General features: G+C 73.2%; 14 protein-coding genes and 1 pseudogene. 8 read left to right on the plus strand and 7 right to left on the minus strand.

Annotated elements, in window-relative coordinates:
• Positions 1–108: 108 nt before the first annotated feature.
• A complete protein-coding gene (locus ACZ4V1_RS05340) occupies positions 109–2,478 on the minus strand; it encodes an ABC transporter permease (protein ID WP_468330912.1) in 2,370 nt (789 codons plus the stop codon).
• Here ACZ4V1_RS05340 and ACZ4V1_RS05345 point away from each other — a divergent pair.
• The 3 genes and pseudogenes from ACZ4V1_RS05345 to ACZ4V1_RS05355 all read left to right on the plus strand — a co-directional run.
• Positions 2,371–2,673: pseudogene (locus tag ACZ4V1_RS05345) on the plus strand (sensor histidine kinase); the annotation flags it as partial. The gene ACZ4V1_RS05340 and the pseudogene ACZ4V1_RS05345 sit on opposite strands and share 108 nt — an antisense overlap.
• Positions 2,646–3,305, plus strand: a complete 660-nt coding sequence (locus tag ACZ4V1_RS05350; RefSeq protein ID WP_468329650.1) for a response regulator transcription factor — start codon at positions 2,646–2,648, stop codon at positions 3,303–3,305. The pseudogene ACZ4V1_RS05345 and the gene ACZ4V1_RS05350, both read left to right, overlap by 28 nt.
• A gap of 177 nt (positions 3,306–3,482) precedes the next feature.
• A complete protein-coding gene (locus tag ACZ4V1_RS05355; protein WP_468329653.1) occupies positions 3,483–4,718 on the plus strand; it encodes a hypothetical protein in 1,236 nt (411 codons plus the stop codon).
• Between the two features lie 224 nt (positions 4,719–4,942).
• On the opposite strand, the gene ACZ4V1_RS05360 is transcribed toward ACZ4V1_RS05355, so the two are convergent.
• The 4 genes from ACZ4V1_RS05360 to ACZ4V1_RS05375 form a co-directional block, all read right to left on the minus strand.
• Positions 4,943–6,322, minus strand: coding sequence for a carbohydrate-binding protein (locus ACZ4V1_RS05360; RefSeq protein ID WP_468329656.1), 1,380 nt, complete (start codon positions 6,320–6,322; stop codon positions 4,943–4,945).
• Between the two features lie 161 nt (positions 6,323–6,483).
• Positions 6,484–7,431, minus strand: a complete 948-nt coding sequence (locus ACZ4V1_RS05365) for a LysR family transcriptional regulator (RefSeq protein ID WP_468329659.1) — start codon at positions 7,429–7,431, stop codon at positions 6,484–6,486.
• Between the two features lie 389 nt (positions 7,432–7,820).
• Positions 7,821–8,729, minus strand: coding sequence for a helix-turn-helix domain-containing protein (locus ACZ4V1_RS05370; RefSeq protein ID WP_468329662.1), 909 nt, complete (start codon positions 8,727–8,729; stop codon positions 7,821–7,823).
• 242 nt (positions 8,730–8,971) lie between these two features.
• Positions 8,972–9,403, minus strand: a complete 432-nt coding sequence (locus ACZ4V1_RS05375; RefSeq protein ID WP_468329665.1) for an ATP-binding protein — start codon at positions 9,401–9,403, stop codon at positions 8,972–8,974.
• Positions 9,404–9,561: 158 nt separating this feature from the next.
• Here ACZ4V1_RS05375 and ACZ4V1_RS05380 point away from each other — a divergent pair, with 158 nt between their 5' ends.
• Both ACZ4V1_RS05380 and ACZ4V1_RS05385 read left to right on the plus strand, forming a co-directional pair.
• Positions 9,562–10,437 carry a helix-turn-helix domain-containing protein gene (locus tag ACZ4V1_RS05380; protein ID WP_468329668.1) on the plus strand — a complete coding sequence of 292 codons (876 nt, stop codon included), beginning with the start codon at positions 9,562–9,564 and terminating at the stop codon, positions 10,435–10,437.
• Positions 10,434–10,646, plus strand: a complete 213-nt coding sequence (locus ACZ4V1_RS05385; protein ID WP_468329671.1) for a DUF397 domain-containing protein — start codon at positions 10,434–10,436, stop codon at positions 10,644–10,646. Before ACZ4V1_RS05380 ends, ACZ4V1_RS05385 begins: the two co-directional genes overlap by 4 nt.
• Here the strand turns inward: ACZ4V1_RS05385 and ACZ4V1_RS05390 are convergent.
• Entirely contained in the window at positions 10,597–11,499 is a 903-nt protein-coding gene (locus ACZ4V1_RS05390) for a helix-turn-helix transcriptional regulator (protein WP_468329674.1), read from the minus strand. The genes ACZ4V1_RS05385 and ACZ4V1_RS05390 overlap by 50 nt on opposite strands.
• 77 nt (positions 11,500–11,576) lie before the next feature.
• On the opposite strand from ACZ4V1_RS05390, the gene ACZ4V1_RS05395 reads away from it, so the two are divergent.
• From ACZ4V1_RS05395 to gdhA, 3 genes are all read left to right on the plus strand, one after another.
• Entirely contained in the window at positions 11,577–12,347 is a 771-nt protein-coding gene (locus ACZ4V1_RS05395) for an SDR family oxidoreductase (protein ID WP_468329677.1), read from the plus strand.
• A gap of 1 nt (position 12,348) precedes the next feature.
• Positions 12,349–12,558: a 4-oxalocrotonate tautomerase family protein gene (locus ACZ4V1_RS05400; protein WP_468329680.1), complete on the plus strand. Its 210-nt coding sequence runs from the start codon at positions 12,349–12,351 to the stop codon at positions 12,556–12,558.
• A gap of 274 nt (positions 12,559–12,832) precedes the next feature.
• Complete coding sequence (gene gdhA, locus ACZ4V1_RS05405) at positions 12,833–14,191, plus strand: NADP-specific glutamate dehydrogenase (RefSeq protein WP_468329682.1); 1,359 nt, start codon at positions 12,833–12,835, stop codon at positions 14,189–14,191.
• Positions 14,192–14,375: 184 nt separating this feature from the next.
• On the opposite strand, the gene ACZ4V1_RS05410 is transcribed toward gdhA, so the two are convergent.
• Positions 14,376–14,795: a MerR family transcriptional regulator gene (locus tag ACZ4V1_RS05410; RefSeq protein ID WP_468329685.1), complete on the minus strand. Its 420-nt coding sequence runs from the start codon at positions 14,793–14,795 to the stop codon at positions 14,376–14,378.
• Positions 14,796–15,038: the final 243 nt, after the last annotated feature.

The following is a 15,038-nucleotide window of genomic DNA, read 5'->3' on the forward strand; positions in this document are numbered from 1 at the left end:
GCCTGAACGAAGGGGCCCGTACGACTTCGGTCGTACGGGCCCCTTTGCCGTGGCCGCCCCGGACCCCCGGTCCGTGTCCCGGGCCCGTGTCCCGGGCCCGTGCCGTGGTCACTCCCGTACGCCCGCGGCCTCCCCCGCGCGGCGGCGCAGAGCCAGACCGGCCGGGACGACGGAGGACACGACCGCGAGCACGGCACAGACACCCGCGGCCGTACCGACGGCCGCCCACGGCAGTTCGAGCGGGGGACGCACCGAGAGCAGGCCCAGCGCCGCCCACATCCCGGCCAGGTTGGCCCCGGTGACCACCAGCCCGAGGAACGCGCCGACCGCGACGACCATCAGCGACTCGGCGCCCACCAGCCGCAGCAGCTGACCCTGGGTGGCCCCGGCCAGCCGCAGTACCGCCAGCTCGCGCACCCGGTCGGAGGTCGCCATCACCATGGTGTTGACCAGGGAGATGCCGGTGTAGAGCAGGGCGATGCCGAGGACGAGCAGCAGCCCGGCCCGGGTCGGACGGTTGGTCTCCGGGTACGTGGCCGCGACCCACTCGTCCGTGCCGAACACCTGCCCGCCGGCCGGCCGCACCGCCTCGCGCAGCCCGGCCGCCACGGCCCCGGCGCCGGCGCCGTCGGCGAGGGCGACGTCCACCCGGTCGACGGGGGCGCCGGGCGCGTTGGCGGGGGTGACGTAGACGCCGTTGCCGCCGGTGCCGGTGCGCAGCACGGCGGCGATGCGCAGGGTCTTCTGCGTGCCGTCCCCGAGCCAGACCCGTACGCGCTCGCCGACGGTGTGCCGCTCCCACTCCTCGTTGACGATGATCGAACCGTCGTCGAGGCCGGACACGCCGCCCGCGGCGAGCGGCAGCCGGGTGGTGGCGGCGAGGGACTCGGGACTGCCGACCGCACGGGCCTCCGACCTGATGAGCGCGACGCCCTCCTCCAGTACGTACACCGCGCCCGCCGAGCTCGGTGACACCTCGGCCGTCCCGGGCACGGCACGCAGCCGCTCCACCGTCCGCGCGTCGAGACCGGTGCCGCCGTCCGGCGCGGTGACCACGAAGGCGGCGCGGGTGCGTTCGCGGGTCTCGGCGGCCTTCGCCTCGTTCAGCGTCGCGGTGGCGCCGAGCAGCGAGCCCGCGAGCGCGACCGTGACCAGGACGGGCGCCGCGACGGCCGCGGTACGCCGCACGGCGGCGGCCGCGTTCTCCCGCACCAGCATGCCCGCCGCCCCCGGCAGCCGGGCCGGCAGCCAGGCCAGCAGCCGGGTGAGCGGGCGCACCACGACCGGGGCGAGCAGCGCCACCGCGGTGATCAGCAGCATCGGCCGGCTCACGTACGTCTTGCGGTGCAGCAGGTCGCCGGGGTCGCCGGCCAGGGAGACACCGAGCGTCACCAGGGCGGTGGCCAGCAGCGCGAGGCCGGACAGCCAACGGCCCCGGGTCATCGCCCCGGCGTCCACGGAGGCCTCGCGCAGCGCCTCCACGGGGCCGGCGCGTCCCGCACGCCAGGACGCCGCGGCCACCCCGCACAGGGCGACGAGGAGCCCGGTCCAGAACGCCGCGTGGTACGGCCAGGTGTGGTCGCCGACGGTGAACCAGGCCGGCGCCAGTCCCTCGTCGACCACCCACTCGGCGAGCGGCGGCGCACCGTACCCGCCCAGTACACAGCCCGCGGCCGAGGCGAGTACGCCGACCATGAGCGCCTCGGTGAACACCATGCGGCGGACCTGGCCCGGCGTCGCCCCGGCCGTGCGCAGCAGCCCGAACTCCCGCCGCCGCTGGGCGACCGCGAAGGCGGACGTGGACGCCACGACGAACACCGACACGAACGCGGTGACCCCGCCGGCCGTGCCGAACAGGGCGTTCATCGCGGTCAGCGCCTCGCTGTCCCGGTCGGGCTCGGCGTCGGCGTACCGCCGGTCGTCCCCGGTGAGCACCCGGACCCCGGCGCTGCCGCGTACCGCGTCCCGCACGGCGGGCCCGGCCGCGTCGACCACCAGCTGCACGCTGAGCGGGGCGAGCCGGGCGGCCCGCGCGTCGGTGAAGAACACGGCGTCCTCGAAACCGCGGTCGGGCACGGTGCCCACCACCCGCACGGTGCCGCGGTCCGTCCGCACCCGCTCGCCCGGCGCGGCCCAGCCGCCGGTGACGACGACCTCGTCGGCCGTGCGGGGCGCGCGGCCCGCGTCGAGGGCGTACGGGGCGAACGCGGCGGTGGACCAGGGGTGGCCCACCAGACCGGCGGGCCCGCCGGGAGCCCGTACGGGGAAGGACCGGTCCTCGACGACCGTGCCGAGCCGCTTCAGCTTCGCCACGGTCGGGGCGGGCACCGCACGCGGCCGCGCGAGCTCCTCCGTACGGTCGCCGGCCGGCGTCGGCACCAGGCGGTCGAGGCCGCCGCCTACTTCGTGGTCTGCGAGGCCCTCGCCAACGTCGCCAGGCACAGTGGCGCCGACCGCGCCGAGGTGACCGGCGGGCATCACGACGGCCGGCTGCTCCTCCAGGTCCGCGACGACGGCCGGGGCGGCGCCGTGGCCGGGGCGGGCAGTGGACTGACCGGGCTCGCCGACCGGGTGTCCGTACTGGATGGCAGACTCGCCCTGTCCAGTCCGCCGGGCGGACCGACCCTGTTGCGCGTGGAGGTTCCTTGCGAGTGGACCGAACGCTTCGCGTAGTGCTGGCCGAGGACAGCGTGCTGCTGCGGGACGGGCTGACCGGCCTGCTCGGCCGCTGCGGACACGAGGTGGTGGCGGCCGTCGGCGACGCGGAGGCACTCGTCGCGGCCGTGGAGGAGCACACCCCGGACATCGTCGTGACGGACGTCCGCATGCCGCCCGGCTTCCAGGACGAGGGCCTGCACGCGGCCGTGCGGCTGCGCCAAAAACGCCCCACCCTGCCCGTCCTCGTCCTCAGCCAGTACGTGCAACGGGCCTACGCGGCCGAACTGCTGGACTCCGGCGACGGCACGGGCGTCGGCTACCTGCTCAAGGACCGCGTCGGCCAGGTCGAGGAGTTCGTCGACGCGCTGACCGAGGTCGCGGACGGCGGCACGGTCGTCGATCCGGAAGTGGTACGCCAGTTGCTGCGCCGTCGCCGGGACCCCCTGGAGCGGCTCAGCCCGCGCGAGCGGGAGGTGCTGGCCCTGATCGCCGAGGGCAGGTCCAACGGCGCCATCGCCCGCGAACTGGTCGTCTCCGAGGCGGCCGTGGGCAAGCACATCGGCGGCATCCTCACCAAACTCGACCTGCCCCCGGCGGACGGGACGCACCGCAGGGTGCTGGCGGTCCTGGCGTATCTGCGGGCCTGATCGGCTTTCGGACCCGCCCGAACCGCTGTCGGAGCCGCCCGTACGGCCACCGGAGCCGCCCGAACGGCTATCGGAGCCGCACCGGTTGCATCACGTTTCCCCCACGACGCTGTGCGTCCCCTCCAAGGGGAGGAAACACTGGTCAACGCCTTTGTGACCGTCGAAGAGAGTGAACGCGTGAGCACCGTCCCGCCCCACGAGCGCCCGGACGACCCGTCGGAGAGACCGTCCGCCTCCATATCCGACGACGAGTTGGAGTCCTTCCTCCGCGAGGCCGCCGAAGGCGGTGGCGCACCGGCGCCCGAGGAGCCGTCCGCGCGGGCGCGGATGGTGACCGCACGGCTGCGGGCACAGGAGGAGGCGGCGCGGCGGGCGCCGGGCGGCGGCGGTCGTGGAAAGTGGCCGCGCCGGAAGCGGAGGACGACGGGGGCGTCGGCCGGGACCCCGGAGGGCTGGCGCACCGGCCCGGCGTGGCAGGAGATGAACGGCGCCCGCACGCGACGCCGCCGGGTCGGCGCGGTGATCGGGGTGGCACTGGCCGTGGCGTTGGCCGCGGTCGCCGTGCGCCCCTCGCTGGTGACCGACCGCCTTCCCGGCGGGGAGGCCGAGGCCGCCGTCTCCCCGACGCCGCTGCCCGCCGAGACGGCGCTGCCGTCCGGGGCCCCCGGCCAGGCGGACGGGGCGGGCGGACCCACCCGTGAGCATCCGTTCCGCGGCTCGCCCGCCCTGCGTTGGGCCGACGGGGCGGAGGCCATCGAACTGCCGGAGGCCAAGGCGGTCGCCGGGATGACCAAAGCCGATGTGGAGCTGGCCCTGCGGCGCACCAAGGAGCTCCTGGTCGCGGCCAACCTCGACCCCGGCGTGATCGCGGGCGGTCAGCCCGAGAAGGCGCTGGCCCTGCTCGACCCCAAGGCACCGGAGCTGCTGCCGGACCTGCGGCGGGCGCTGCGCGAGCCGACGCGCGACCACGATCCGGTCGGCCTCTTCAGCCGCTTCGCCCCGGATGACGTGCGGCTCGCGGGCGAGGTGGTCAAGGTGCGCGGGCACATGTCGTTCGCCGCCGGGGACCCGGGCGAGGTCGAGGTGCACGCGGATTACACCTTCGTGTACCCCCTCGTGCGGTCCGGCGGGGGCGATCACGTCGAGCGCACCATCGTGCGCCGTGACATCACGACGCTGCTGCTGGACCCCGACCGGTGGGTCGCGACCCGGGGCAAACTCGCCATCAAGACCTACAACGTCGAGACGTACAACAACGCGTGCGAGGTGTACGACGGCTATCTGCACCCCGTCTTCCCCGAAGCACGAGCCACGGGCGCCCCGGCCACGGGGCCGGCCGCCGACCCGTACGACCGCAGTCAGGCCGTGGGGAAGACGCGGCACGAGGGCTGCGGGACGGTCACCCGCACCTGACCGGCGTGACCGGCGTGACCGGCTGACCGATGTGGCCGGGGCGACCGGGGTGAGGGGCGACCGGGGTGGCAGGGGTGGCAGGGGTGCCGAGTCCGTGACCGGGGTGGCCGGTGACGGGCCCGGGTGCCCTCCCACTGCGCACCCGGGCCCGGCACCGTCGTCCCCCGTGGGCCGTCCCCCCGCGGGCCGTCCCCGGAGGCCGTCCCCGTGGGTCACTCAGCCGTTCAGACCCGCTGCCACAGCGCCGGAACGTTCGGCGGCTCCCAGCCCTGGTGGGCCTGGTGGCCCTGGAGACAGCGGTAGGTGGCGCCGCCGTACGTCACCGTGTCACCCGCCTGGTAGACGGTGCCGACCGCCCAGGTGCCGCCGGGCTCCCCGGGCTCGTCCGGGTCCTCGCCGCCGTCACCGTTCGTCTTCAGGGTGAGGCCGTAGTTCTGCAGGAGCGGGTTGATCGGCTGGAAGAACGTCGTGCCGCCGCTGCTGCAGTTGCCCGAGCCGCCCGAGGTGACGCCCTGCGCCTGGCTGCCGGAGATGTACGAGCCGCCCGAGTCGCCGGGCTCGGCGCACACCGTGGTGCGGGTGACGCCGCTGATGGTGCCCTCGGGGTAGGTCACGCTGGTGTTGTGCTGCTGGATCGTGCCGCAGTGCCAGCCGGTGGTGGAACCGGAACGGCACACGGAGGCGCCCACCGGAGCCTGGGTGGACCCGGTCACCTGGACGTTCTGGCCGCCGGCGCCTCTGACGTACGGAGTCGCCGTCCAGCTGGAGTTGGTGGCCACCCAAGCCATGTCACGGCCGGGGAAGACGGACCCCTGGAAGGTGCCCTGGGCCACCCGGTTGGCGCCGCTGGTGCTCGCCCCGGCCCGCCCGCAGTGACCGGCGGTGGCGTAGCCCTGCTGCGTCCCCTTGGTGACGGGGAAGCCGATCGAGCAGCGTCCGCTGTTGTTGATGTAGTACGCCTCGCCGCCGCGCAGGTCGTACAGCGGACGGGGCTTGTCGGCCGACTTCTCGATCCGGGCGAGTCCGGCGTCGACGCCGGCCGCGTCGAGGAGCGTGCGCGCCGCGGACGGGCGCACGGCCTGCACGGTGACGGTGTTCGTCCGGACGTCGACGTACCGGACCGGCGCGTCGGTGGTGTTCCGGTCGGCGGCGGCCCGGTCCAGCCGAGACTTGGCCGCGTCCAGGTCGGCGAGGGAGTGCCGTACGACCTTGGCCACGGCGCCCTGCGCCTCGATCACCGCGACGTCGTGCGCGTCGGTCGTCGCCACGGTCAGCGTGCCGGACTCGGCGCCCCGCACCCACGCGCCCGCGAAGTCGCCGCCGAGCGCGGCGCGCAGCCGGCCCGCGGTGGCGCCCGCCTCGGCCTCGTTGACGAGACGGCGTTCCGCCTGCTGCCGGTCGAGGCCGAGGTCGCGCCGCATGGCGTTGAGCAGGGCGGGAGGCGCGGCGTCGGTGCGGAGGGTCTCGGCCGCGGTGGGGGCGGGGGCGGAGGGTGCCGTCCCGGCGCTCGCGGAGCCGCTGAGCCCGGCCACGAGCAGGGCGGCCGTCGCGGCGACGGCGGCACCCATGGCTCTGGTGTGTCCGTGTCCGTGTCGGTGGGGCATGGGGGATCTCCTCGGTCTCGGTGGGGAGGTGCCGAAACCGTAGGGAGGGACGACCGGCCGCCATAAGACGTCGGTTGACCCCCTCCCCGGTGTTATGGAAGGCGTGCGAGGGAGTCACGGGTGGTCAGGAGACCCGGGGGCGGTCAGGAGACCCGGGGTGGTCAGGGGACCCGGTGCGCCGCCATCCACTCCGTGTAGCTGTCACTGCTCGCCGCCACGCCCGCGTGCGCCATGCGCGCCTGCGCGAGCACGGTCGCGGCGGTGTCCTGGCGCTGCGTCACCGCGTGCCAGCCGAGCAGGTGCCGCCAGGCCAGCGGGGTTCCGGTGAGCGGCCGGGTGACGATGCCGGGAGTGGTCGGGAACGTCGCCCGGCACAGCCCGACCGCCCGCCCCACCTGCACCAGATGCACCAGGGACGCGGTGTCGGTCTCGTACATGCGGCGCGGGGTGAACCCGGCACGGGCGCACGAGGCGGAGAAGCAGTCGCCGAAGCAGCCGTCGCCGGGTACGCAGGCCCACTCCTCGCCCGCCAGCTCGGTCAGGTCCACCTCCGGCCGATGGGCGAGCGGATGCCCGTCGGGCACCATCACGAACACCGGGTCGACGGCCACCTCCCACCAGACCAGGCCCTCGGCACCGGGCGGGGCGGCGGAGCCGCAGGTCCCGGCGAGCGCGAAGTCCAGCCTTCCCTCCGCGAGCTGATCCGCCAGGTCCCTCTCCGACCAGGAGGTGCAGGTCGTCATCCGGGCGTCCGGCGCGACGTCGGCCAGGCGGTCCACGAGGGCGCCCAGCAGGGGCCCGTGGGTGCCGCCCAGCCTGAGGTGCCGCGCGGTGCCCGGCGCCCGCGCGAACCTGGCCGCCTCCTGCTGCAACTCCGTGACCGCGGGCAGCACGATCCGGCTCCGCTCCAGCACCAGTTCGCCGAGCGCGGTGGCCCGTACGCCGTGCCGTCCGCGCACGAACAGCGCCCCGCCGAGCGCCCGCTCGATCCGCTTGAGCTGTGCGCTCAGCGCGGGCTGCGCGAGCCCGAGAGCCGTCGCCGCCCTGGTGAGGCTCCCGGCGTCGGCGATCGCCCGTACCGTCTTGAGATGCCGCAACTCCAGCTCCATGAGGGGAGCTTGCGACGAGGGAGGGGCGGGGGCAAGAGGTTGGTCCGGACCTGTGACGGTGAGGCCCCTTGGCAGGGGGCCTGCTCAACCACGTACTGCCTTCGACGCCTCGTCGCGCGGCCCTGGGCATGCCCCTGCATCTCCGGCAGGCGACCCGGGGCGACGGCGGCGAGCGCGGCCCTCAGAGCGTCCGGGGTCTGCTCGGAACCGCCAGGCGGGCTCACTCCTCTTCGAGGTTCTCTTCGGCCTTCGGCGCGGTGACGGCGCGGGCGAGCCAGTGGCGCAGGACCTCGGGGTCGTCGCAGTCCGTGACGCGCCTGCGGACATCGTCGGAGACGTCGAGGCCCCGCTGCTCCAGGACGAGCTGAGCATGTGGCTTCTTTCCGGGTTCAGGGATGTGTGGCGGCTGGTGCGCGGCAGTCGCGGCAGCGGTCGACGGTCTCAGGGGCGCGGAAGCCGCGGTCGCAGCCCTCGCAGTTCCGGAGCAGGTGCCGGAGTGGTGGGACAGCGGTCGGGGCGCGGAACGGGGCCGGCGGCGGCAGCCGGTCGGTGAGGCGGTGGGCCAGGAGGGCGGCTGGGCGGCGGAGCGGCTCGTCCGGCAGATCGGCGGTCAGGGCTTGGCGCATGGCGGGGGAGTGGATGTCCCGTTCCAGCCAGGCGGCGACGCCGGGGGCCAGGTGAGCGGTGTCGGCGACGGAGAGCAGTAGCCGCGAATCGTGTCGCCGCAGGCCGGCCAGGAGGTCGGTGGCCGTCTGGAGGAGCGAGGGTGCCTTGCTGCTGGGCTGCGGTACGGCGGGGAGTGCCTTGCGGGTGCGCGTGCCGTGCGGCGGTCGGGACTGGGACGTTCGCTCCACTGCCGGGCGGGGCTGCCGGGCCGGCTGGTCGGGACACCCGGGGTCGGCCGCCTCGCGCCGGTGCTTCGGCTGGTTGCAGGAGACGGTGCGGGTGACGATGCGGCCGGTGGGCGTGCGTACGAGTTCGCGGCGCAGGTAGCCGTAGGCCTCCAGCTCGCGCAGGGCGGCGGCGATCCGGGTCGGGCCCTCGGGGAAGCGGGCGGTGAGGGACTTGATGTCGGCGCCCGCGCCCGTGGGCAGCGACTGGAGGTGGCAGCCGAGGCCGATCGCCAGCAGCGACAGCTCCTTGTGCTGGACCAGGTGGTTGCCGATGACCACGAAGCGGGTGGTGTGGCGGGTGTTCTCGTGGATGATGCCGCCGCTGCCGTGCTGACGCGAACGGGTCCGATTGGCGGCAGGGACTGACTGGGCGCGCGAGGGCGCGCTAGGGTTTTGAGTATCCATCGGGAAGGTGCTTCTTCCTTGGTGGTCAGGCCCTCGCACTGGGATTGCCGTCCCGGCGGGGGCCGATGTCTTTCTTCGGTTGTTTGCGCTGAGCGTAGGGGAGTCGGGGGCTCGGAAATCCAGCCGAGCCGGTGATGTTCACCCGCCCGAGTGATGACGCGCCTCGGGCGGAAAGGTGGGGCTTGGTGGGGTTCTTTCTCCCCGAGTTCTTTCCTTGGTAAGGCGCCGACGGCACCGGAACCTCAGAAGGTGGGTTCCGGTGGTGTGCAGCTCAGTTCGGCCCACACGGTCTTGCGCGGGAAGCGGTCCTCGGTCACTCCCCAGCGGTCCGCCAACGCCTCGACGAGCAGCAGGCCACGGCCGGATTCCGCGTCGAGGGCGGGTGTCCGGACATCGGGGAGCCGCTCGCCCCGGGTGTCGGTGACCTCGATGCGGAGGGTGCCGCCGACGACGTAGAGCGTGAGCCGGAAATCGCGGCCGGGGACGCGTCCGTGCGCCGCCGCATTGCTCGCCAGCTCGGCGATGAGCTGGCGTGCCGGGTCCAGGGGCAGGCCCCAGGTGCGGAGCTGCTCGGTCGCGAGCAGTCGGGCGAGGCGGGCGCCGCGTGGCGTGGGGGAGAGCTGCACGCTGAAGTTGCGGACGGGCGTCGTGAGTTCGGCGGATTTCTGGTTCACGTCACTCAGCGTGTCGGTGCGTGCGTACGGTGAGAAGTGACTCAGCGGGTACGTACGGTGACTGTCCGGTTGTTGTCCGGTGTGTCCGGGGCTGTCACGACGGTCGGTACGGGTAGGGCGCTGGTGCATCTGGGGTGAGCACAACGGAGAGGCACGGCATGACAGTCGAGACGGACACGGGTCGGCTCAAGAGCGAGGCGGACGAGCCGGGTTGGGAGGTCGACCCGGACGACGAGTGGGGAATCGCCGTCATCACCACGGTGGGGCGGCAGTTGAAGCTGCGGCGCGAGGCGGCGGGGATGAGGGCCGCCGAGTTCGGGACGGTGGTCGGGTACGGCGAGGACATGGTCTACAAGATCGAGGGCGGCAAGCGGATTCCCCGGCAGGAGTACCTGGACCGGGCCGACGAGGTTCTGGACGCGGGTGGGCTGCTCTCGGCGGCCTGGGAGGACGTGAAGAAGGTCCGGTACCCGAAGAAGGTGCGGGAGCTGGGAAAGCTGGAGGCGAAGGCGGTCGAGATCGGTGTGTACGAGTGCAACATCATCGCTGGGCTGTTGCAGACGCCGGAGCACGCCCGTGTCCTGATGGAAGCCCGGCAGCCGCCGTACTCCCCTGACGACCTGGAACGCATGGTGGCCGCGCGGTTGGCCCGGCAGTCCGTCTTCGAGCGCGACCCGGCGCCCTCCATGCACTTCGTGCTGGAAGAGGCGCCACTGCGTCGGCAGGTTGGGGGCACAATGGTGTGGCGGCGGCAGCTCGAACGCCTGTTGGAGGTGGGGGGGTTGCACAACGTCACACTGCAAGTCATGCCGACGAACACCGATGCCCATCCAGGGCTGGACGGCAGGATCGAGTTGCTGAAGTTTCAGGACGGTACGGCGGTGGGGCGCTCCGATGGGGCGTTCAACGGACGGCCGATCACCGACCCGAAACAGCTGCGCATTGTTGAGCTGCGGTATGGCACGATCCGGGCGCAAGCTCTCTCCCCACGGGAGTCGCTGGCCTTCATCGAGAATCTGCTGGGAGAAACATGATCGCCAAGGTCTCTGATCGGCACGCGTCCGAACTGGCGTGGTTCAAGAGCAGCTACAGCGGTGGCACCGACGGTGAGTCCTGCGTCGAGCTGGCTCTCACCCCCGGCACCATCCACATCCGCGACTCCAAGCACGTAGACGGCGGCCCCCGCCTGGCACTCACCCCGACCGCGTGGACGAAGTTCCTCCCGTACGCCTCGGAGAGCTGACGACCTCCTGTGTCCCGACGACCGCCAGCAGATCCAGCAACCCCGCGCTCTCCGTCCCCACGGCCGGCGTGAACCAGAGCAACCGCTGCCGCCCGTCCTCGCTGAAGAGGTTGAGGCAGTTGACCTCGATGACGCCGAGCGTCGGGTGGACGATCCGCTTGCGGTCGTCCCGCCGGAAGGCCACGTCGTGGTCGGCCCACAGCGCGGCGAACTCGGGGGAGACGCCGAGTAGCGTACGGATCATGGACCCGGCCTCCGGGTCCTTGGCGTCCCTCCTGGCCGCCGCGGCCCGCAGATCCGCGACGAAGGCGCGGGACTGCCTCTCGTGGTCGGCCTCGGGATGCAGGCGCCGGGTATCGGGCTCGGTGAACCACCGGTGCACGAAGCTGGCCCGCGGCCCCCGCAGCCCGGACTGGTCCCCGACCAGTGCCACGGCCAGCGGATTCTGTACGAGGGTGACGTGCAGGTCGGTGATCACCTGCGCCGGGGTCGAGGTCATCCGCCCGAGCAGGTCGAGCATCCCGGGATGCACGTGCGAGGCGGCCCCGCCCTGCACGGGCACCGGCCGGTCCGCGAGCCGGTACAGATAGTCCCGCTCGTCGGCGGAGAGCCGCAGCGCCCTCGCCAGCGCGGCGATCATCTGCTCGGACGGCTGCGACCCGGCCCCGCGCTCCAGCTCGTTGTAGTAGTCCACCGACGCCCCGGCGAGCTGGGCGACCTCCTCGCGGCGCAGCCCCGGCACCCGGCGCCGGGGCCCGGCCGGAAGCCCGACGTCGGCCGGGCGGATCCGCTCCCGCCGCGACCGCAGGAACGCTCCCAGCTCGGCGTACTTCACAGCGCTCATGGCGTCCATTCTGCGCCGGGCCGGGCCGGTGACCCATGGGATGGCATCCCCTGGTTGCGCGGACGGGGCGGGCGCACTGTGGAGCCATGACCACGAACACGAACCATCAGCAAACTCCCGCGCCGGAGGCCGTACGCGTCGCCGTCGTCACCGGCGGATCACGCGGTATCGGCCGGGCGGTGTCCGAGAAGCTCGCCCGGGACGGCCTGGCCGTCGTCGTGAACTACGCCCGCGACGAGGCCTCCGCCATGGAGACGGTGGCGGCGATCACCGAGTCCGGCGGGCGGGCGGTCGCCGTACAGGCGGACGTGGCGGAGGAGAAGGAGATCGCCGCGCTGTTCGACCGCGCGGAGGAGGAGTACGGCGGGGTCGACGTGGTGGTGAACTCGGCCGGCCGGATGACGCTCTCGCCCATCGCCGACCTGGACCTGACCGCCCTGGACGCCATGCACCGCACCAACATCCGCGGCACCTTCGTGGTCGCCCGGGAGGCGGCCCGGCGGCTCCGGGCGGGAGGGAGCTTCGTAGGCTTCTCGACCTCCGTGGTCGGCACGCAGTTCCCGACCTACGGGGCGTACGCGGCGAGCAAGGGCGCCGTGGAGGCGATGACCCTGATCATGGCGCGTGAGCTGCGCGGACGGGACATCACCGTGAACACGGTCGCGCCCGGCCCCACGGCCACGGACCTGTTCCTCACGGGCAAGACCGCCGAGCAGATCGACCGGCTCGCGAAGACCCCGCCCCTGGAGCGGCTGGGCACCCCGGACGACATCGCCGCCGTGGTCGCCTTCCTCGGCAGCCCCGCCGGTCACTGGGTGAACGGCCAGATCCTGCGGGCCAACGGAGGGATGATCTGACATGCCCTTCGCCCACTTCAAGGTCCCCGAGGGCACCCTCACCCCGCAGGACAAGCAGAAGATCATCGAACGCACCACCGACCTCTACGCGGAGATCTACGGCGAGCGGGCCCGACCCACCACCGTCGTACTCGTCGACGAAGTCGCCGACGGCGGGTGGGGCGTCGCCGGGAACGTCCTCACGGCTGCGATGCTGAACGGCGACGCGTGACGCGTGACGCGTGACGCGTGACGGAGCAGCCCGGGCCATCCGGGCGACCTCCGTCTCATACGTCGTGAAAACCGCCGATATACGGAAGCGCGGTCTCACATAGTGGTCGCGCCCGGCGCCGAGTGCTGGCCAGGACGTTTACATGCGCGTAACACTGAAGTGTCCCGCGCGCGGCAACGGCGCCGAGCGCCCACCACCGGACCGATCGGACCGCGGCCTGCCCCCCGGGCCCGGCCCCGCGTCTCCGGTGTCAGCCGTGCCAGAAAGGGCCCCTGTGACGACCCGAACCGAGACCAGGACCGCGCTCGACGACCTGCTCACCGAGATCGAACACCGCAACCCGGCCCAGCCCGAGTTCCACCAGGCCGCGCACGAGGTCCTGGAAACGCTGGCGCCGGTGCTCGCGGCCCGGCCCGAGTACGCCGAGCCGGGTCTGGTCGAGCGGCTGGTCGAGCCGGAGCGGCAGGTCGTCTTCCGGGTGCCGTGGCAGGACGACAAGGGGCGGGTCCACGTCAACCGGGGCTTCCGCGTCGAGTTCAACAGCGCGCTGGGCCCGTACAAGGGCGGCCTGCGCTTCCACCCGTCCGTCAACCTGGGCGTCATCAAGTTCCTGGGCTTCGAGCAGATCTTCAAGAACGCGCTGACCGGCCTCGGCATCGGCGGCGGCAAGGGCGGCAGCGACTTCGACCCGCACGGGCGGAGCGACGCGGAGGTCATGCGGTTCTGCCAGTCGTTCATGACGGAGCTGTACCGGCACATCGGCGAGCACACGGACGTCCCGGCGGGCGACATCGGCGTCGGCGGCCGGGAGATCGGCTACCTCTTCGGCCAGTACCGCCGCATCACCAACCGCTGGGAGGCCGGCGTGCTCACCGGCAAGGGCGCGGGCTGGGGCGGCTCGCTGATCCGCCCCGAGGCGACCGGCTACGGCAACGTCCTCTTCGCGGCGGCGATGCTGCGCGAGCGCGGCGAGGACCTGGAGGGCCAGACGGCGGTCGTGTCCGGCTCCGGAAACGTCGCGATCTACACGATCGAGAAGCTGACCGCCCTGGGCGCGAACCCCGTCACCTGCTCGGACTCCTCCGGTTACGTCGTCGACGAGAAGGGCATCGACCTCGACCTGCTGAAGCAGATCAAGGAGGTCGAGCGCGGCCGCGTCGACACGTACGCCGAGCGCCGCGGCTCCTCGGCCCGCTTCGTGCCCGGCGGCAGCGTCTGGGAGGTCCCGGCCGACCTCGCCCTTCCGTCCGCCACCCAGAACGAGCTGGACGGGAACGCCGCCGCCGCTCTCGTCCGCAACGGCGTGAAGGCCGTCTCCGAGGGCGCGAACATGCCGACGACCCCCGAGGCCGTCCACCTCCTCCAGAAGGCCGGCGTCGCCTTCGGCCCCGGCAAGGCCGCCAACGCGGGCGGCGTCGCGGTCAGCGCCCTGGAGATGGCGCAGAACCACGCCCGTACGTCCTGGACGGCGGCGCGCGTCGAGGAGGAGCTGACCCGCATCATGAACGACATCCACACCACCTGCCACGAGACCGCCGCCCGCTACGACGCCCCCGGCGACTACGTCACCGGCGCGAACATCGCGGGCTTCGAGCGCGTGGCGGACGCGATGCTGGCGCAGGGCGTCATCTGACGGAGCCAGGGGTCCGATGGTCTCGAACGCGGGATGCCGGACGGGCCCGATCACGTCGGCGAGCAGCGTCTGATCAGTCCGGACGGGCTGACGTTCCGCGTCCGGGCCGCTGCCGCGTGAAGCCGCCGGGAAGGCGGCTGCCGGGAGACGGTGCCGGCGAGCGGCGCCGGCTGGTGGCCGGAGGTCAGGCCGAGGCACCCCGCACGGGGCGCGCGGCGTCCAGGCGGGTGCGGAGTGTGGCGGCGAAGTCTTCGGCGCGGGCCAGCTGGACGCGCAGCTCCTCGATCTTGCCGCCGGCGTCCCGTTCGTAGGCCCGCACCCGCTCCAGGAGTGCCTCGCGCTCGGCGTCATCGGCCGTGTCGGCATGGTCGAGGCGGTCGGTGGCGTCGAGGAGGTCGCGCATCTGGTCCAGGGTGAAGCCCAGCGGCTTCATGCGGCGGATGACCATGAGCCGCTGCACGTCGGGCTCCGTGTAGAGGCGGAATCCGCCCTGGGAGCGGGCGGAGGGGATGACCAGGCCGGTCTCCTCGTAGTGCCGGATGGTGCGCAGCGACAGCTCCGTCCGCGCGGCGACCTCGCCGATCTGCATGTGCTTGCCGTCCACGCCTGTGTCCCTGGCCCTTCTCGTCATGGCGGGCCGCGTCCCGTGCCGACCCACCAGTCTCCACTCTAACGTTAGGGTAGAGTTGACGATGGTGAGGGCGGCCCGGCTGCCCCCGCTGCCGCCGTTCCGGGGCCGAAGGCGCCCCCGGCGAAGTTTCGATTGTGGCAGGAGAGAGCGTGCGCGAGCCCATGACGCCGATCGCCGCCGCCTGCCCGCCGTGACCTATCGCCTCCGGATGTGAGC

The sequence above is a fragment of the Streptomyces sp. NPDC028991 genome (genome assembly GCF_055564775.1).